The 15,378-nt window shown below is 71.2% G+C and carries 14 protein-coding genes; 5 read left to right on the forward strand and 9 right to left on the reverse strand.

Features of this window, described 5'->3' with window-relative positions:
- Positions 1–157: 157 nt before the first annotated feature.
- From HW566_RS02620 to HW566_RS02640, 5 genes are all read left to right on the forward strand, one after another.
- On the forward strand, positions 158–1,198 hold the full coding sequence (locus HW566_RS02620; RefSeq protein WP_178010160.1) for an iron-siderophore ABC transporter substrate-binding protein: 1,041 nt from the start codon (positions 158–160) through the stop codon (positions 1,196–1,198).
- Entirely contained in the window at positions 1,195–2,235 is a 1,041-nt protein-coding gene (locus HW566_RS02625) for a FecCD family ABC transporter permease (RefSeq protein ID WP_178010162.1), read from the forward strand. The genes HW566_RS02620 and HW566_RS02625 overlap by 4 nt, the downstream gene beginning before the upstream one ends.
- Positions 2,232–3,281, forward strand: a complete 1,050-nt coding sequence (locus HW566_RS02630; protein ID WP_256728837.1) for a FecCD family ABC transporter permease — start codon at positions 2,232–2,234, stop codon at positions 3,279–3,281. Before HW566_RS02625 ends, HW566_RS02630 begins: the two co-directional genes overlap by 4 nt.
- The gene (locus HW566_RS02635) at positions 3,278–4,081 is read left to right on the forward strand and encodes an ABC transporter ATP-binding protein (RefSeq protein ID WP_178010164.1); all 804 of its coding nucleotides are present in this window, start codon (positions 3,278–3,280) and stop codon (positions 4,079–4,081) included. The genes HW566_RS02630 and HW566_RS02635 overlap by 4 nt, the downstream gene beginning before the upstream one ends.
- A 101-nt stretch (positions 4,082–4,182) precedes the next feature.
- Positions 4,183–4,566, forward strand: coding sequence for a hypothetical protein (locus HW566_RS02640; RefSeq protein WP_178010166.1), 384 nt, complete (start codon positions 4,183–4,185; stop codon positions 4,564–4,566).
- Positions 4,567–4,596: 30 nt separating this feature from the next.
- On the opposite strand, the gene HW566_RS02645 is transcribed toward HW566_RS02640, so the two are convergent.
- From HW566_RS02645 to HW566_RS02685, 9 genes are all read right to left on the reverse strand, one after another.
- On the reverse strand, positions 4,597–6,171 hold the full coding sequence (locus HW566_RS02645; RefSeq protein ID WP_178014614.1) for a family 43 glycosylhydrolase: 1,575 nt from the start codon (positions 6,169–6,171) through the stop codon (positions 4,597–4,599).
- 2 nt (positions 6,172–6,173) lie between these two features.
- A complete protein-coding gene (locus tag HW566_RS02650; RefSeq protein ID WP_178010168.1) occupies positions 6,174–7,148 on the reverse strand; it encodes a hydroxyacid dehydrogenase in 975 nt (324 codons plus the stop codon).
- Positions 7,145–8,053 carry a family 43 glycosylhydrolase gene (locus HW566_RS02655; protein WP_178010170.1) on the reverse strand — a complete coding sequence of 303 codons (909 nt, stop codon included), beginning with the start codon at positions 8,051–8,053 and terminating at the stop codon, positions 7,145–7,147. The genes HW566_RS02650 and HW566_RS02655 overlap by 4 nt, the downstream gene beginning before the upstream one ends.
- Positions 8,050–10,146 carry a glycoside hydrolase family 36 protein gene (locus tag HW566_RS02660; protein ID WP_178010172.1) on the reverse strand — a complete coding sequence of 699 codons (2,097 nt, stop codon included), beginning with the start codon at positions 10,144–10,146 and terminating at the stop codon, positions 8,050–8,052. The genes HW566_RS02655 and HW566_RS02660 overlap by 4 nt, the downstream gene beginning before the upstream one ends.
- A complete protein-coding gene (locus HW566_RS02665; RefSeq protein ID WP_178010174.1) occupies positions 10,143–10,838 on the reverse strand; it encodes a hypothetical protein in 696 nt (231 codons plus the stop codon). The genes HW566_RS02660 and HW566_RS02665 overlap by 4 nt, the downstream gene beginning before the upstream one ends.
- Positions 10,835–11,728 (reverse strand): carbohydrate ABC transporter permease, encoded by an 894-nt coding sequence (locus tag HW566_RS02670; RefSeq protein WP_178010176.1) that lies wholly within the window; start codon positions 11,726–11,728, stop codon positions 10,835–10,837. Before HW566_RS02670 ends, HW566_RS02665 begins: the two co-directional genes overlap by 4 nt.
- Entirely contained in the window at positions 11,725–12,756 is a 1,032-nt protein-coding gene (locus HW566_RS02675) for a carbohydrate ABC transporter permease (protein ID WP_256728838.1), read from the reverse strand. Before HW566_RS02675 ends, HW566_RS02670 begins: the two co-directional genes overlap by 4 nt.
- A gap of 66 nt (positions 12,757–12,822) precedes the next feature.
- On the reverse strand, positions 12,823–14,178 hold the full coding sequence (locus tag HW566_RS02680; RefSeq protein ID WP_178010180.1) for an ABC transporter substrate-binding protein: 1,356 nt from the start codon (positions 14,176–14,178) through the stop codon (positions 12,823–12,825).
- 109 nt (positions 14,179–14,287) lie between these two features.
- On the reverse strand, positions 14,288–15,331 hold the full coding sequence (locus tag HW566_RS02685; RefSeq protein ID WP_178010182.1) for a LacI family DNA-binding transcriptional regulator: 1,044 nt from the start codon (positions 15,329–15,331) through the stop codon (positions 14,288–14,290).
- Positions 15,332–15,378: the final 47 nt, after the last annotated feature.

Consider the following 15,378-nt stretch of genomic DNA (forward strand, 5'->3'; position numbering starts at 1 on the left):
CGATCATAGGGTGGCGGCGCCCGCCCCGGCGTCGGTTGTCGCCTGCCATCATCGGCACGTAGGGTAGGCAAGCCTCATCTCGACACCCGCAAGCCCTCCGCGCTTCTCGGGCGATGGGCTCTCGAGGCTGCACCCCCACCGAAACCGGAGATCCTGCATGTTCGCTCGTCGTACCGCGGCTGCCGTCGCAACGACCATCGTCGCCGCCCTCGCCCTCACCGCCTGCGGTGGCACCGCCTCGCCCGCGGAGTCCGCCGCGCCCGGCGCCGACGGATCGACCGCCGGCTACCCGATCATCATCGAGCACGCGTTGGGCACGACCGAGATCGCCGAGAAGCCGGAGCGCGTCGCGACGGTGCAGTGGGCCAACCACGAGGTTCCGCTCGCTCTCGGCGTCGTCCCGGTCGGCATGGCCGCGGCGAACTTCGGCGACGACGACGGCGACGGGCTGCTTCCTTGGGTGAAGGAGAAGCTCGACGAGCTCGGGGCCGAGACCCCGGTGCTGTTCGACGAGACCGACGGCATCGACTTCGAGGCGGTCGCGGGAACCGACCCTGACGTCATCCTCGCCGCGTACTCCGGCCTGACCCAGGAGGACTACGACACGCTGAGCGAGATCGCCCCCGTCGTGGCCTACCCCGAGTCGGCGTGGGCCACCTCGTGGCGCGATGTCATCGAGTACAACGCGATGGGCATGGGCATGGCGGCCGAGGGCGAGGAGCTCGTCTCGGGCCTCGAGGACGAGATCGAGGCCGCGGCCTCGACGCATCCCGAGCTGGCCGGCACCTCGGCGATGTTCATGACGCACGTCGACCCGTCCGACCTCAGCACCGTCAACTTCTACACCGCCCACGACACCCGCGCGGCGTTCTTCGAGGACCTGGGACTGACGACGCCCTCGAGCGTCGAGGAGGCCTCCGGCGACAGCGACACGTTCTCCGGCAGCGTCAGCGCCGAGCAGGTCGACGTGTTCGCCGACGTCGACATGATCGTCACCTACGGCGACGAGGAGCTCGTCGCGACCCTCGAGGGCGACCCCCTCCTGTCGCAGATGCCCGCCGTCGCCAACGGCGCCATCGTCTCGCTCGACGGCTCGGGCCCGATGGGCACCGCGGCCAACCCGACCCCGCTGTCGATCTCGTACATCCTCGACGACTACCTCGCCCTGCTCGCGGAGGCGGCCGGAAAGTCCCGGTGACGGCAGCCCCCACGACCGATTCGGGCGTCGCCGTCGTGCGGCGCCCGAATCGCGTGCGCCTGCTGTGGCTCGTCGTGCTGCTGGCCGTGCTCGTCGGGCTCGCGGTGCTGTCGATCTCGGTGGGCTCGCGCGCGGTCGGATGGGAGCAGATCCTCGCCGCTCTCGGGGGCGCGCAGTCGACCCTCGACGAGGCCGCGGTCGGTCAGCGCATCCCCCGCACCGCGCTGGCCATCCTCGTCGGCGCGGCCCTCGGCGTGGCCGGCGGCGTCATGCAGGGCGTGACCCGCAACCCTCTCGCGGACCCCGGGATCCTGGGGGTGAACATGGGAGCGTCCCTCGCGATCGTCATCGGCATCGCCTGGTTCGGTCTGTCGTCGGCCAGCGGCTACGTCTGGGTGGCGATCGCCGGCTCGGCCGCTGCGGCCGTGTTCGTCTACACGATCGGCTCGCTGGGGCGAGGCGGCGCGACCCCGCTCAAGCTCGCGCTGGCGGGTGCGGCGACCTCGGCGGCGCTCGTCTCGTTCGTCACCGCGATCCACCTCCCGCGCGGCGACATCGCCGACAACGTCCGCTCCTGGCTCATCGGAGGCGTGGGGGGCGCGACGTGGCCGTCGGTGTCGCTCGTGCTCCCCTTCCTGTTCGTGGGCTTCGCCGTCAGCCTCCTCTCGGCGCGCAGCCTCAACACCCTCGCGCTGGGCGACGACCTCGCCGCGGGGCTCGGCGAGCGGGTAGCCCTCGCCCGCGCGTTCGCGGCGCTGGGTGCCGTCCTGCTGTGCGGTGCGGCGACGGCGATCGCCGGACCCATCGCCTTCGTCGGGTTGGTCGTCCCGCACGCGTGCCGGATGCTGGTGGGCGTCGACCACCGCTGGCTGCTGCCGTTCTCGGCTTTCGCCGGCGCCGCGCTCGTGGTGGCCTCCGATGTGGTCGGCCGCGTCGTCGCACGTCCCGCCGAGATCGACGTCGGCATCATCACGGCGCTCGTGGGCGGCCCGTTCTTCGTCGCGATCGTGCGCCGCCACAAGGTGAGGTCGCTGTGAGCACGATCCTGTCCCCCGTCGACGGGGTCGCCGTCGTGGCCGGCCTGCGGCGCGGCCGTCACCGCCGCCGCCGCGCCCTCATGACCGGTCTCGCCGTCGCCGTCGCGGCCGCCTTCGCCCTCAATGTGATGGTGGGTCAGACCTTCTACTCGCCCGCCGATGTGCTGGCGGTCGTCCTCGGCCAGGATGCCGGCGGCGCGACCTTCGCGGTCGGCCGGCTGCGCCTGCCCCGCGCGGTGCTCGCCGTGGTGGTGGGGCTCAGCTTCGGGCTCGCCGGGGTGGCGTTCCAGACGATGCTCCGGAATCCCCTCGCCAGCCCCGACATCATCGGCATCAGCGCCGGTTCGAGCGCGGCGGCCGCCTTCGCGATCGTCATGCTGGGTCTCAGCGGGTTCGCCGTGTCGGTGTTCGCGATCGTCGCCGGGCTCGGGGTGGCGCTGCTCATCTACCTGCTGTCATCGCGCTCGGGGTCGGCCGGAACCCGGCTGATCCTCATCGGCATCGGCATCGCGGCGATGCTCGACGCCCTCACCCAGTACGTGCTGTCCCAGGCCGGGCAGTGGGACCTGCAGGAGGCGCTGCGCTGGCTCAACGGAAGTCTCAACGGCGCAACCTGGAACGACGTGGTCACCGCCGGTGCGGCGCTGCTGGTGCTCGGCCCTCTGTTGCTGTCGCGCTCGCGCGACCTCGCGGCGCTCCAGCTCGGCGACGACACCGCCGCCGCCGTCGGCACCCGTGTGGACCGCACCCGGCTGCTCGTGGTCGTCACCGCGGTGGGGCTCATCGCGTTCGCCACCGCCACCACCGGCCCCATCGCGTTCGTCGCGTTCCTGTCGGGCCCCATCGCCGCGCGCGTGATCGGACCCCGGGGTTCGCTGCTGGTCCCGAGTGCGCTGATCGGGGCCCTGCTCGTGCTCGTGGCCGATTTCGTCGGGCAGTACGCCCTCGGCATCCGGTACCCCGTCGGCATCGTGACCGGAGTGCTCGGCGCGCCGTACCTGCTCTACCTCATCGTCCGCACCAACCGCGCCGGAGGCTCGCTGTGACCGACGACCATTCCCTTCTCGCCGAGCACCTCACGCTGGGGTACGGCGAGCGCACCATCATCGAGGGCCTGAGCCTGCGGATCCCCACCGGCGCGATCACCGCCATCGTCGGACCGAACGCGTGCGGCAAGTCCACGCTGCTGCGCTCGATGTCGCGGCTGCTCGCGCCGCGGGCGGGGCACGTGCTGCTCGACGGCAACGCCGTGCACCGGATGCCGGCCAAGGAGCTCGCCCGCACGCTCGGGCTGCTGCCGCAGTCGCCGACCGCACCCGAGGGCATCACGGTGTCGGACCTCGTCGGGCGCGGTCGCAACCCGCACCACGGGCTCTTCTCGCGCTGGACCACCGCCGACGACGAGGCGGTGGCCGAGGCGCTGACCGCGACCGAGACGCTGGGTCTGGCCGACCGGGCCGTCGACGAGCTGTCGGGCGGGCAGCGCCAGCGCGTCTGGATCGCCATGGCCCTCGCCCAGCGCACCGATCTGCTGCTGCTCGACGAGCCGACCACCTTCCTCGACGTGAGCCACCAGATCGAGGTCCTCGACCTGCTGACCGACCTGAACCGGCGCCGCGGCGTGACCGTGGTGATGGTGCTGCACGACCTCAACCTCGCCGCGCGCTACGCCGACCATCTCGTCGCGATGCGCGACGGCCGCATCGTCACCTCGGGCTCCGCGGAGCAGGTGCTCGACGCGGCCACGATCGAGGCGGTCTTCGGCATCCGCAACGAGGTCATCATCGATCCGCGCTCGGGAAAGCCCCTCATGCTCCCGCTCGGGCGGTACCACGTCGACGACTGAGCCCGTCCCGCGCATACGCGAGATCGACGGCCGGGGGTAGGGGGTACGCGTTCGCGGCGCTCGGTGGGAGAGTTCCCCCGACCACCGACGAACGGATCACCATGCCCGACGAGAACACCGCCTCCTCGCAGGCCCCTGCTGCCAGCGGCGCCGACGACGAGAACCGCGACGACAAGAAGCGCGCCAGCCACGCGGGAGTCACCGGAAGCGCCGCGCGCGTCGTCCGCGGCGCGGCCGACGCGGCCACGGGCGTGGTCGGGGCGGCGCAGGATGCCGCCAAGGACGCCCTCCCGGACGCGGTCCCCGATGTCGCCGACAAGGTCATCGATGCCGCGGCACGCCTGGCCAGGTCGACGATCGACCGGGATGCCGCCGTCGTCGAGCGCGCGCTGCACATCACCGGTGCGATCGGGCGGCCGCTGCGCATCGCCGCGGTCATCGTGGTCGTGGCCGTGATCGCGGTGCTGATCGCGCGTCGCAGGTAGTCGCCACGCCGCCGCGCCCGCCCGCCGACGTCAGGGCGCGGGCACGGTGACGAGATCGACGACGTCGATGTCGGCGGTCCATCGCCGGGCATCGAGATCGTCGACCCGGACGCCGACGAACAGGCCGGTGAACCGCAGGCGCGGGCCGTGGTCGTCCGAGAGCCGCCACAGGTCATAGCGTCCGGGCACCACGCGACGCACTCCGTCCGTCCCCGTCACCGCGAAACCGACGTACGCTCCGTCGAGGGACGCCTCCAGGTCAACGGCGCCCGCCGGCACCTCGATCGGCGCGTCCGCGACGGTACGGTCACCGTCGCGCCACACGACACGCACGTGCCGGCCGTGGTCGGCATCCGCGGTGATCTGCAGCCAGATCCATCCCCGGCGGTCGTACCAGAGCACGAGGCCCGCGGCCTGTCGCGGCGTCGGCGGCTCGGCATCCACGCGACACATCACCGTGGCCCGGTGCTCGGTGACGCGGCGCAGGATCATGGACTGGTCGAACACCGACCCCGGCGACGCTCCCCCGCGCAGTCGCAGCCAGCCCGGTCGTGCACCGAGGTCGGCGCTCCCCTCCGCGAGCGGGGCACGGAGCGTCGACCACACGTCGTGATCGAGCACCTCGGCGTCGAAGTCGTCGCGCGTGGGCGCCGCGGCAACGGGATGCTCGGCGATCCCCGCGATCTCGATCGTCTCGGCCGCATGCCGGCCGCCGCCGCGCAGGCGCAGCCATCCGTCGTCATCGACGTCGACGACCTGCAGGCAGGTCTCGCGTCCGAGGGTGCAGTAGCGCTCCCCGAGGTGCAGCACCGGACGGGCCGCGAGGTGCGCGAGCACCCACCCGCCGTCGGTGAGACGCACCAGCTCGCCGTGCCCCGCCTTCTGCAGCGGATGACCGGGCGCGTCGCGGGTGGTGAGCACCGCCTCGCGCGGATCCCGCTCGTAGGGGCCGAGGCGTGCGCGCGAGCGGGCCACGGTGATGCCGTGGTTCCAGCCCGTTCCGCCCGCGGCGATGAGCAGGTAGTACCACCCGTCGATGCGGTAGAGGTTCGGTCCCTCGACCAGCCCCGACTCCTGGTGGAGCAGGTGCGCCGTGCCCGATGCCCGGCGCTCGTCCGGCAGGTACTGCTCGAGCACGAGCCCCGCGAAGCTCGGGTGGCCGGGACGATGATCCCACTGCACCCCGACGATCCAGTGCGTGCCGTCGTGGTCGTGGAAGAACGAGAAGTCGAACCCGCGTGATCCCAGATACACCGGTTCGCTCCAGGGCCCGGTGATGTCGGGCGCCGTGACGAGGTAGTTCTCGATGTCCTTGTCGTCGCCGTCCATCGTGCGCACGATCGAGTAGGCGAGCCAGAACACGCCGTCCGCGTGCGACAGGCTCGGCGCCCAGACGCCGCCCGAGTCGGGAACCCCGCGCAGGTCGAAGCCGTCGTCGAGGGCATGCCCCACGAGCTCCCAGTGCGCGAGGTCGCGCGAGGCGTGGATGCGCACCGCCGGGTGGAACTCGAACGTGCTGGTGGCGATGTAGAAGACGTCGTCGACACGCACGATCGACGGATCGGGGTGGAAGCCCGGCAGCACCGGGTTGACGATCCGCACCATGCTCACGGCTCGATCGGGTGGGCGAACGGGATGCCGCGCGCGAAGCGCTCGACCTCGGCGACAGCGGACTCGCCGAGCCGGTGCAGCTCGTACCCGGTGGAACCGGCCAGATGCGGCGTGAGGAACACGTTCGGCAGCTCGTGGAGCGGATGCTCCGGCGGCAGCACGTCGGGATCGGTGACGTCCAGGATCGCGCGCAGGCGTCCCGCCCGCAGCTCGTCGATCAGCGCATCCTGGTCGACGAGGGCGCCCCGGGCGGTGTTGACGAGGGTCGCCCCGTCCGGGAGCGAGGCGAGCACCGACCGGGAGACCATTCCGGCGGTGGCCGGGGTCTCGGGCGCGTGCAGCGACAGCAGCGACGCCCGGGCCGCGAGCGCTCCCAGATCGCCGAGGAGTTCGACGCCCATCGCCGCCGCGTCCTCGGGCGTGACGAATGGGTCGTAGAGCAGCACGTCGACGTCGTAGGACCGCAGGCGGTCGATCACGAGCCGGCCGACGCTCGAGGCCCCCACGAGTCCGATCACGGTGCGGAACAGCCCGGAGCGCGGCATCAGCTCCTCCCGATCGAGCGCCCGGCGCTCCGTGGCGTACCGCCGTGACATCCAGAAGGCATCCTTGGCGGCGAGCACGAGCATCGCCACGGTCCACTCGGCCACCGGAACGGCGTTGGCCTCGCGCCCCGTCGACACCGCCACGCCCCGCGCCCCGACAGCCGGGGAGATGAACCCCACGCCGCCGCCCCAGTGCACGATCGCGCGCAGCGCCGGCATGGCCGCGAGCAGCCGCTCGTCGATCGGCGCCGCGCCCCACCCGGTGATGAGGACGTCGACGGCGGCGAGCTCGGCGGGATCGAGCTCGCGCGGGTCGCTCACGACCCGGTCGACGTCGACCTCGGCGACGCCGCGCAGCCGGTCGCGGAGCGCGTCGTCGAAGACGGCGCCCGCCAGCTGCGGCGTCATGACCAGCTGCGCCCTCATGCGCCGAGCTCCGCGAGCGTCCACCGATCGGTCCAGGCGATCGACGCCTCGCCGTCGGCGATGCGCAGCGGCAGCCAGACCGCGGGCGAGTGGAACAGGTCGTCCTCGAGCCACCGGTCGCCGACGTACACGAAGCGTCCGTCGCCGGCGTCGATGACGACGCTGACCTGCGAGTCGAAGGTGGCCGCGCCCGGCGGCGCGAAGTCGCGCCACGGACTCCACGGACCGGCCAGGGAGGAGGCGGTGGCGTACTTGTTGTCGTTGGTGCTCCATCCCGTCAAGTCGGAGCCGAAGAGGTAATAGGTGCCGTCGTGGCGCACGAGGGCGGGCGACTCGTAACCGATCTCGGGCCGCTGCTGCTGGCGCAGCGTGACCACGGTCGACTCGACGGCCAGATAGTCCGAGCGCAGCCGGTGGATGTGCAGCCCGTTGTCGCGGTCTTCCGAGAGCAGGTATCCGACGCCGTCCTCCTGGTACACCCCGATGTCGCGGCTGATCGTGCCCAGCGGGCGTTCGCTGCCGACGTAGGTGTACGGGCCGGCGGGTGCATCGGCGACGGCAAACCCCACGCGCGCGGCGCCGTAGTCGGGAGTGTCGATGTGCAGGAACATCACCCAGTGCCCGTCGGGATGCCGCAGAGCTTTGGGCCGTTCGACGATGCGGTCGGGGCCGATGTCGCCCGTTCCCGCGACCAGTGCGTCGCCCTCGAACCGCCACTGCGCGAGATCGTCCGACGAGTAGCAGGCGACGGCGGTGAAGCGGTCACCGCGCGTCTTGTCCTCGCCCCAGGCGTACCAGCGCTCGCCGACCCGCTGCACGCCGATGCCGTGCAGCTGGGCGACCCGGCCGCGGTCGTCGCGGAACACGGTTCCGGGAAAGATGGCCCTCGGGTCGTTCGCGGTCATCGGTTCTCAGCCCTGACGATGCGGATGACGCGGGCGGTGCGCCCGGCGATCGTGCGCACGGCGAGACCGTCCGGCGTCGCCTCGACGTTCCAGCCGTCCCACGCGGGAAAGAGCGGATGCGGCTCGCCGGTCAACCCCGGCACGATCACGCTCGCCGCCGCGTCGCCGCGGTCCCAGACGAAGACATCGTCGTGATCGTCCGATCTTAGCCCCAGGCACACGAGGGGATCGTCCCACGCCGGCAGCCCAAGCGGCCAGAATGGCTCGGCGTCGCGCAGCCCCTCGCGCATCCCCCGGTGCACCCGGACGGCTTCCCGCACGAGCTCCCGCTGGTCGCCGTGCAGCTCGTGCAGGAAGCCGGAGAGGTAGAGCCGCCCCGACAGACCGGTCACCAGGGTGAAGGCCGTCTCTTCGAGATCCATGCCGGCAGCGGGGTAGGCCCAGTTGCCGCACTGCTCGGGCGCGATCGCCATCGGCGCGGACGCGGCGATGGGCGGGTACAGCGCGAAGTCCTGCTGGTCGCTCGTGGACTGCAGGTGCGTCACCGAGAGCAGTGCGTAGTCCGCCCGCATCGCGCCGGAGCTGCAGTTCTCCATCTGCAGGCCGGGGTGGCGACGCTGTACCTGTGCCAGCCAGTCTCGAAAAGCCCGCGTGTGGGCGAGCAGTCCGGCCGCGGCCGTGGTCGCGTCGTCCTCGGTCCCGGCACCGGCGTTGATGTTGTAGTCGAGCTTGAGGTAGCTGACGTCGTGGTCGGCCACGAGTGCGTCGATCGTCGCATCCAGGTGCGCGCGAGCGGCGGGGTGGCGGAAGTCGAGGTGGAACCGGTCGTGCTCGCGGACGCGCGTTCCGAACCGGTGGAAGAACGCCGCCTCCGGCAGCTTCTGCGCCGCGGGACTCTGCGCTCCCACGACCTCGGGTTCGAGCCAGATGCCCACGCGCATGCCGTGCGACCGGATGCGGCGGGTCAGCGCCCGCAGGCCGCCCGAGAACCGCGCGTCGGCCTCGCGCCACTCCCCCACCGTGGCCCACCAGTCGCCGATCGCCGGGTCGGCGAACCATCCCGCGTCGATGCAGAACACCTCGGCGCCGTCCTCGGCGGCGGCATCGATGAGGGGCTCGAGCGCCTCGGTCGACGGCTGGCCCATGAGGGTGTTCATGAAGTCGTTGTAGACGACGGGCAGCGGCTCGTCGCGGGCGTCGGGTCGACGCGACCGGCGCAGAGCGGTCAGCTCCGCGATGGCGTCGTCCACACCGCCGACGCCGACGGCGAGCGCGACGGGCACCGCCTCGAACGTTTCGCCGGGGGCGAGCTCGTGGGCGAACCCGTGCTCGAGGTCGGTGGGTCCGAGCAGGCTGAGCACGCCGCCCTGACGGGTCTGGCTGAGGTCGACGTGCCAGCCCGCGCTCGTCTCGATCTGCCACGCGAGCGCTTGACCGGTGACGTCGTCGACGAGGTAGCCGACCGGAACCCACTCACCGCTCGACCAGGCCCCGTGGCTGGTGAACCCCGCACGGCCGCGTCCGTCCTGGCCGTGGAGGGCGAGATCGGTGCCCGGGAGCAGCCGGCGGACCGCGACGCGCTCCCAGCGGTTCTCGGCGAGCCATTCCGAGCGTGCCGTGCCGAGCGCGAACCCGTCGAGGTCGTCCTGGTCGCGTCCGAACCCGAGCGCCGCGGTCACCACCGCGGTGAGCACGACCGGCTCGGCCGACGTGTTGGTGACGCTCGTCTCGACGCGCACGGCGGATCGACCCGGCACCCGGATCACCGTGGTGGTCACCAGCAGCCCGGTGACCTCGTCGCGCTGCGTCACCACGGCGACGTCGCCACCGGCATCCGCCACGACGTCGATGATGCGCAGGCGCTGCCCGACTGCGGATCGCACGTAGGCCTGGCTGGTGCGGGCGCGCTGCTCGCGCGAGGTGAACAGTTCGGTCAGGGCGACCTCGGCGCGGCCGAACACGGATGAGCCGAAGAGGGCGCTCAGAGCCGCGGGCCCGTCCGGCGATGCGACGATCGGGGCGGGGGTGACGGGAGCGGGTGCGACGAGGGAATCGATGATGCGGCCTTCTGTAGATGGGGCGTCGATGGTCATGCGTGCGCTCTCCGCCCTGCGCGTGCGACGAGGGCGTCCGCGGATGCCGCGAGGCTGGGGACGAACAGCAGCAGGCTCCAGCCGATGAGCGGGATGGCCGGTGCCGCCACGACGGCCCAGACGAGGAAGAACCGGGTCACGGTGGACACCGGTCGCCGGAGCAGCGCCTTACCGGCGGTGGCGAGCGCGGCGACCGGGCGCCGGCTCGCACCCTGGCCGAGCCCGGCGGACAGGCCGATCGAGAACACCACCAGCAGGGTCGCCGCCAGCACCACCCCGACGAGCATCGCGTCGGAGGCGCCGAACAGCGCGAGGTCGTACCCGAGGATCAGCGCGACGCCGGTGGCGGCGAGCCACCACCACCACAGTTCCCGGGCGGCGAGCGCGTAGGCCGTCCAGAACCCGCGGCCGGGCCGCACGTCCGTCCGCGCCTCGAGACGGGCGCCGCTCACCGCCGCCAGTGCCGCCAGCCCCGGGCCGACGGGCGCGAGCGAGACGACACCCAGCACGACGGCGAGATGCGTCGGCTGCCACCCGACGAGCGCGGTGAACGCGAGCGCCGGAACCAGGCACGCGATGAACTGAGCCGACACCGCGAAGTGATGCCAGACGAACAGGAGGGCGCGTGAGAGCGGCGCGTCGTACGCGACAGCCGATGCGACGCGGGCGCCGAGCCCTGTGACCGCGGTCATCCCTTCACCGCCCCGATCGACATGCCCTTGACGAAATAGCGCTGGAAGGCGGCGAAGATCGCCACGGACGGCACGATCGCGAGGATGGCGCCGGTGTAGATGAGCTGCCACTGCGAGGTGAGCAGTCCGACCATCCGGTTGATGGCGACGTTGATGGTGCCCGCCGACGACGAGTCGAGGAACACCAGCGGGATGAAGAAGTCGTTCCACAGCCCGAGCGCCTGGATGATGACGAACGCCGAGGTCACCGGCAGCAGCATCGGGAAGACGATCGCCCAGAAGGTGCGGAGCCGCCCGGCGCCGTCGACGTTGGCGGCCTCTTCGACCTCGATGGGGATGCCCTTGATGAAGCTGCAGTACAGCAGCACCCCGAACGAGGCGGCACCGCCGAGGTGCACGAGGATGACGCTCGTCAGCGTGCCGTAGAGCCCGACGTCGTCGAAGCCCTTCACGAGCGGGATCATCCGCACCTGGAAGGGGATCATCAGGCCGGCGATGAAGACGATGTAGAGGATGCGGGAGGTGCGCCCGCCGACGCGTTCGATGCCGTAGGCGGCCATCGGCACGAGGGCGACGAGCAGGATCACCGTCACCACCGTGATGATGAGCGTGTTCAGCAGCGCCTCGCCGTAGTCGGTCTGCTGGAAGAGCTGGACGTAGTTGTCGAAGCTGAAGCTCGTGGGCAGGCCCATCGGGTCGATCGTGATCTCGGAGTACGAGCGGAACGAGTTGAGCAGGGCGTAGAGCACCGGACTCGCGACGATCAGCACGAGCGCCGAGAGCACGACGGCGACGACGATCTCGCCCGGCGTCCAGCGCTTGCGCGCTCGGGCGGCCTTCGGCGCGCGCACGGCGCGGTCGGCGGTGCGGATGCGGTCGGGTGCGCTCATGCCTGGATCTCCCTCTTGCGCATGTAGGCGTTGGCGGCGACCGTGCTGACGATCACCACGAGGAACAGCAGGATCGCGGCGGCACTGCCGAACCCGGCGCGATACTCGCCGAAGCCGACCTTGTAGATGAAGAACGCCATGGTCTCGCTGACGAAGCCGGGGCCGCCTGCGGTGAGGACGAGGACCTGATCGAAGATCGTCCACCCGGCGATCATCGCGAGGGTCATGTTGACCGTCACCGCGCCGGCCAGCATCGGCCAGGTCACGTGGCGGAAGACCTGACGCCCCGTTGCACCGTCGATGCGCGCGGCCTCGATCAGGTCGGGCGGAACCGACTGCAGGTTCGCGAGGTAGATGAGGGTGGTGTTGCCGCCGAGAGTGAAGCAGACGATGAACAGGATGACCCAGACGACGATGTCGCTGTCGCCGAGCCAGTCGCGCGCCCACTCGGGCATCCCGACGTCCCGGAGCACGGTGTTCACCGAGCCGAAGTTGAAGTTCAGCAGGTACTTCCAGATCGTGGCGAGGATGAACCCGCTCACGAGCGAGGGCAGGTAGACCGCCGTGCGGAAGAAGCCCTGCAGATGCACGAGCTTGTCGAGCATCAGCGCCACGGCCAGCGAGATCACGTTGATGATGACGGCCGAGCCGAGGCCGAGCAGGAGGGTGTTCTTGACCGCGTTCCAGAACCGCCCGCTCGAGACGATCTCCTCGTAGTTGCGCCCGCCGACGTAGGCGTAGTCGTCACTGATGCCGTCCCAGTCGGTGAAGCTCAGCTGGAGGGACTGCAGCGACGGGAGGATCACCATCAGCAGGTAGACCACGAGCGCCGGGGCGACGAAGCCGAGCATCGCCCACCGCACGCCCCGGAATCGCCGGATGCGGCGGGCGGGCGGCGGCGCCACGCTCACGGGTGCGAGCTCGTCGGAGGCGCCCTCGGGGAGGTCGTCGAGCGGGCCTCGGCCGCGGAGCCGCACCGCGGCGGCGACCGCCGTCGTCTGGCCCTGCGCACTGCTCTGATCAGTCACGGGCATTCCTTTCAGCTCGGATGAGCCGTCCCCCGGGCGACGGGTGCCGCCCGGGGGACGACGGGGTCAGCCTGCGGCGACCGTCTTGTCGAACTCCGCCTGGACCTTCGCGATCGTGTCGTCGACGCTCGACTGACCGTCCTGCATCTCGATGCGCGCCTGGCGGAAGAAGGTGTTGAAGCCGCTGAAGTTCGCCAGCGGAGAGGTGTTCTCGTACCAGACGAGCTCGGGGCTCTCCAGGAGCGCGAAGTAGTCCGCTGCCCCGGGGATCGAGCTGTTCCGGGTGATCTCGTCGGATGCCACGATGTTCGGGGCGATCCACCCCGAGGCCTCCATGAGGTCGGCGGCGTCGACCGAGTAGAAGTACTCGAGGAACTCCACGGCACCGGCCAGCTGGTCCTCGTCCTCGGCCGCCTGGGCCGAGATCGCCAAGCCCGTCGCGGTGTCGCCGTTGACGGCGTTCTTCAGCACGTTGATCGAGCCGTCCTCGGCCGGGACGATGAACAGGCCCGCCTCGAACTCGGGGTCGACCTTCGCGATGTCGTTCAGGCGCCCGATGCCCGCCGACGAGGTCGCCATGACGGCCATGTCGTTCACCAGCAGGGTCGTGGTCTGGGCGTCGGCGGTGGACTGCCACCCCTCGAGCACGTACTGGTCGGTGATGTCCTTGAGCTTCTGCAGCGGCTCGCGCAGGTCCTCGACCGATGCCTGACCGTTCTGCGCCGCGGTCCAGAACCCGCCCTCCTGCCCCCACTCGGCGAAGGTGGGCGCGGCGAGCTGCTTCCACAGCTGGTCGCTCGGCCACACCTCGGCGGCGGCGGTCGCCAGCGGCACGTCGCCGTTCGCGGTGATCTCGGCCAGCAGATCCTCGAACTCGGCGTAATCGGCGGGTGGCGTGAGCCCGTTGTCGTCGAAATACGTCTTGTTGTAGACGATGTTCAGGCCGATCTCGCCGTTGAGCGCACCGTTGGGCACCGTGTAGACGTCGCCGTTGGCAGCGGCGGCCACGGCGTCGGGCTCGAGGAGCTCGGTCACGGTCTCGGGAATCGGCGACAGCTTGCCGGCCTGGATGTAGGTCAGCGTGTCGCGCATGTCGACGATCGCCGGCCAGTTCCCCGTGGCATCCATGGTCTTGATCGCGGTTGCGTAGTCGCTGCCGGCCGGCAGCGGGTCGAGCTGCACCGTGGTGGTCTCGCTCTGCTCGTTGAAGTCGTCGACGAGCTCGGACACGACGTTGTTCCAGGTCTCGTCGCCGGTGGCGTACAAGAAGCGGATGGTCGTGCGCTCACCGCCGCCGGTCGTGTCTGCGCTCGCGCAGCCCGTCAGCAGCAGCGCGGTCGCCGATGCGATCCCGACGCCCGCGAGGAGGCTGCGGCGGAGCGACGCTGCCCGAGCCCGGTCGCGCACCATTGCGTGGTCCATGTGATCTCCCTCGATTCAGGTCGGACACCCCCGTCCGCCTGTTGGAACAGTAACCCGAATGGATAGCGTTTGCCAACCCCTCCGCGAAAGTCCATCCTCGCGCGGTCCGTCAGTCGCGTCGGCGGATGGGGACGCCGTGCACGATCGGGGTGGCACGCAGCGCGATGACCGCCTCGGGGCCGGCATCGTCGTCGAACGCCAGCGACATCGCCGCCTCGCCGAACGCCTCCAGCGGCACCTCGACGGTGCTGAAGCGCGGCAGCAGGTCACCGAGCATCGGGACGTGGTCGAAGCCGGCGACCTCGATGTCGCGGGGCGCCTCGATGCCGACGTCCCGGAGCCGGGCGATGGCGCCCACCGCCATCGTGTCGCTCATCGCGGCGATGACCTCGATGTCGCCCAGGTGGTCTTCGAGCCGGCGCACCGCCTCGTAGCCGCCGTCGCGCGAGAAGGGACGATGGATGATGCGGTCGGGATCGACGGCGACGCCGAGCTCGGCGAGACCGAGCAGGAAGCCCTCGACACGGTCGCGCGCGGTGATCTCGCTCACCGGAGCCGAGATGATGGCGAAGCGCCGGCGGCCCGTCTCGGCGAGCCCTCGGGCGAGCAGTCGCGCGGCTTCGCGGTTGTCGACCGTCACCGCCGGGAACGGCAACCGACTGTCGCCGATGACGACGACACGGGTGCCGTCTTCGGCAAGGGTGTTCAGCTGGGCTCCGAGCGCCGTCTCGCGCCGGGTGTCGGCGGTGCGGCTCGTGCCGATGATGACCGCGCGGTGCCGCTCGCCGCGCAGCTGGGTGAGCAGGTCGAGCTCGCGCAGCGGGTCGTCGCGGGTCGCGCGAACCGAGACCGACACGCCGCGCTTCTCGGCGGCGTGCATGATGCCCGAGATCATCGTCGCCGAACCGAAGTCGTCGATGTCGCTCACGAGCAGCGCGACCGTGCGCGCGCGCCCGTCCTTGATCGCCTGCGCCGCGGAGTTCACCGAGTATCCCAGGGCACGGGCGGCATCCTGAACCCGCCGACGCAGTTCGGGCGACCCGCTCTGGGTGCCACGCACACCGCCGTTCAGTGCGCGCGAGGCCGTCGGCACCGACACGCCGGCGAGCCGGGCCACGTCGGTCAGAGTCGGCGGTTTCTCGAGCTTCGCCATGACACCTCCGGCACGCGAGTGAAAACGCTGTCCACTCTAGGCCGTCG

The sequence above is a fragment of the Microbacterium oleivorans genome (assembly GCF_013389665.1).
GTDB lineage: Bacteria > Actinomycetota > Actinomycetes > Actinomycetales > Microbacteriaceae > Microbacterium > Microbacterium oleivorans_C.